Genomic DNA, 250 nt, shown 5'->3' with positions numbered 1-250 from the left:
GCCAGCAGAGGCGCGGCACCGCCGGCGAGCGCTCCGAGCAAGGACGTAAGCGACAGCACGCGACCCCGGATCTGGACGGGGATGATCAACGCGAGGTACGACCCCTGCACGGCGTTGAGAGGTATCAACGGCAACGAGGCGACGAAGCCGATGACCGCCACAGCGGGAACGCTCTGAGTAACGAGAAGAGCGGTGAACGCCAGAGTGAACATGCAGATCGATAGGCGCACGATCGCGCGCCCGCTGTATC

At 64.8% G+C, this 250-nt stretch carries 1 protein-coding gene; it reads right to left on the bottom strand.

The window, feature by feature from the left end; translation table 11 throughout:
- Window positions 1-250 (bottom strand): hypothetical protein (locus tag KVS71_RS18025; RefSeq protein ID WP_217585220.1); only part of this gene is annotated, 250 nt, incomplete at both ends.

This window comes from Microbacterium sp. GbtcB4, from assembly GCF_019091465.1.
Taxonomy (GTDB): Bacteria; Actinomycetota; Actinomycetes; order Actinomycetales; family Microbacteriaceae; genus Microbacterium; species Microbacterium paraoxydans.
The sequence above is the reverse complement of the archived record's forward strand: the minus strand, read 5'-3'. Positions and strand labels throughout refer to the sequence as shown.